This is a genomic window from Exiguobacterium sp. RIT594 (assembly GCF_003339585.1).
In the GTDB taxonomy this organism is placed as follows: Bacteria; Bacillota; Bacilli; order Exiguobacteriales; family Exiguobacteriaceae; genus Exiguobacterium_A.
In genome coordinates this window covers 1-2,639 of record NZ_QPKF01000015.1, presented here as the reverse complement: position 1 = coordinate 2,639, position 2,639 = coordinate 1, and the positions used below count along the sequence as shown (strand labels likewise).

The 2,639-nt window shown below is 54.5% G+C and carries 1 rRNA gene; it reads left to right on the top strand.

The window, feature by feature from the left end:
• Positions 1–2,630 (top strand): 23S ribosomal RNA (locus tag DVG79_RS15940); the annotation flags it as partial.
• Between the last annotated feature and the right edge of the window lie 9 nt (positions 2,631–2,639).

The following is a 2,639-nucleotide window of genomic DNA, read 5'->3' as shown; positions in this document are numbered from 1 at the left end:
TGCTCTCCGGGGTTGTAGGACACTCTATACGGAGTCAAAAAGGAAGACAGTAGGTGAACGACCTGGAAAGGTCGGCCGAAGAAGGTGACAGCCCTGTAGCTGAAACTGTTTTCCCTCCAGAGTGGATCCTGAGTACGGCGGGACACGTGAAACCCCGTCGGAATCCGGGAGGACCATCTCCCAAGGCTAAATACTCCCTAGTGACCGATAGTGAACCAGTACCGTGAGGGAAAGGTGAAAAGCACCCCGGAAGGGGAGTGAAATAGATCCTGAAACCGTATGCCTACAAGTAGTCAGAGCCCGTTAATGGGTGATGGCGTGCCTTTTGTAGAATGAACCGGCGAGTTACGATAGCGCGCGAGGTTAAGCTGATGAGGCGGAGCCGTAGCGAAAGCGAGTCTGAATAGGGCGCCATAGTGCGTTGTCGTAGACCCGAAACCAGGTGATCTACCCATGTCCAGGATGAAGGTCAGGTAACACTGACTGGAGGTCCGAACCCACGCACGTTGAAAAGTGCGGGGATGAGGTGTGGGTAGCGGTGAAATGCCAATCGAACCTGGAGATAGCTGGTTCTCCCCGAAATAGCTTTAGGGCTAGCCTCGAGGTTGAGAGTTCCGGAGGTAGAGCACTGATTGGACTAGGGGCCCCCACAGGGTTACCGAATTCAGTTAAACTCCGAATGCCGGCAACTTATACTCGGGAGTCAGACTGCGAGTGATAAGATCCGTAGTCAAGAGGGAAACAGCCCAGACCGCCAGCTAAGGTCCCAAAGTGTATGTTAAGTGGAAAAGGATGTGGCGCTGCCTAGACAGCTAGGATGTTGGCTTAGAAGCAGCCACCATTCAAAGAGTGCGTAATAGCTCACTAGTCGAGTGGCGCCGCGCCGAAAATGTAACGGGGCTAAACATACCACCGAAGCTGCGGATTCCGTAAGGAATGGTAGGGGAGCGTTCCAAACCGCTGTGAAGCTGTACCGTAAGGAGCAGTGGAGCGTTTGGAAGTGAGAATGCCGGTGTGAGTAGCGAAAAGAGGGGTGAGAATCCCCTCCGTCGAAAGCCCAAGGTTTCCTGAGGAAGGCTCGTCCGCTCAGGGTTAGTCTGGACCTAAGCCGAGGCCGAAAGGCGTAGGCGATGGATAACAGGTTGATATTCCTGTACCACCGATCCACCGTTTGAACAATGGGGGGACGCAGGAGGATAGTGACGCATGCGGATGGAAGTGCATGTGTAAGTTTCGAGACCGTCTGATTGGCAAATCCGTCAGGCATCAAAGTCGAGGAACGATGCGGAGTCCCGTAGGGACGAAGGTCACGATTTCACACTGCCAAGAAAAGCCTCTAGTGAGGTGGAAGGTGCCAGTACCGTAAACCGACACAGGTAGGCGGGATGAGAATTCTAAGACGCGCGGGATAACTCTCGTTAAGGAACTCGGCAAAATGGTCCCGTAACTTCGGGAGAAGGGACGCTCTACATTGAGTAGAGCCGCAGTGAATAGGCCCAAACGACTGTTTAGCAAAAACACAGGTCTCTGCTAAATCGCAAGATGACGTATAGGGGCTGACGCCTGCCCGGTGCTGGAAGGTTAAGGGGATGGGTTAGCGCAAGCGAAGCTTTGAACCGAAGCCCCAGTAAACGGCGGCCGTAACTATAACGGTCCTAAGGTAGCGAAATTCCTTGTCGGGTAAGTTCCGACCCGCACGAAAGGCGTAACGATTTGGGCACTGTCTCAACGAGAGACCCGGTGAAATCATAGTACCTGTGAAGATGCAGGTTACCCGCGACAGGACGGAAAGACCCCATGGAGCTTTACTACAGCCTGATATTGAGGCTTTGTGCATGATGTACAGGATAGGCGGGAGACGTCGAGACCGGAGCGCCAGCTTCGGAGGAGTCACCCTTGGGATACCGCCCTTCATGCATAGAGTCTCTAACTCGCAGCCGTCATCCGGCTGGAGGACCGTGTCAGGCGGGTAGTTTGACTGGGGCGGTCGCCTCCTAAACAGTAACGGAGGCGCCCAAAGGTTCCCTCAGAATGGTTGGAAATCATTCGTAGAGCGCAAAGGCAGAAGGGAGCTTGACTGCGAGACCTACAAGTCGAGCAGGGACGAAAGTCGGGCTTAGTGATCCGGTGGTTCCGCATGGAAGGGCCATCGCTCAACGGATAAAAGCTACCCTGGGGATAACAGGCTGATCTCCCCCAAGAGTCCACATCGACGGGGAGGTTTGGCACCTCGATGTCGGCTCATCGCATCCTGGGGCTGGAGTAGGTCCCAAGGGTTGGGCTGTTCGCCCATTAAAGCGGTACGCGAGCTGGGTTCAGAACGTCGTGAGACAGTTCGGTCCCTATCCGTCGTGGGCGCAGGAAATTTGAGGAGAGCTGTCCTTAGTACGAGAGGACCGGGATGGACGCACCGCTGGTGTACCAGTTGTTCCGCCAGGAGCATCGCTGGGTAGCTACGTGCGGACGGGATAAATGCTGAAAGCATCTAAGCATGAAGCCCCCTCCAAGATGAGATTTCCCTTTGAGTAATCAAGAAAGACCCCTCAGAGACGATGAGGTAGATAGGTCACGGGTGGAAGCATGGCGACATGCGGAGCTGAGTGATACTAATCGGTCGAGGCCTTGTTCTAGCAGATGAT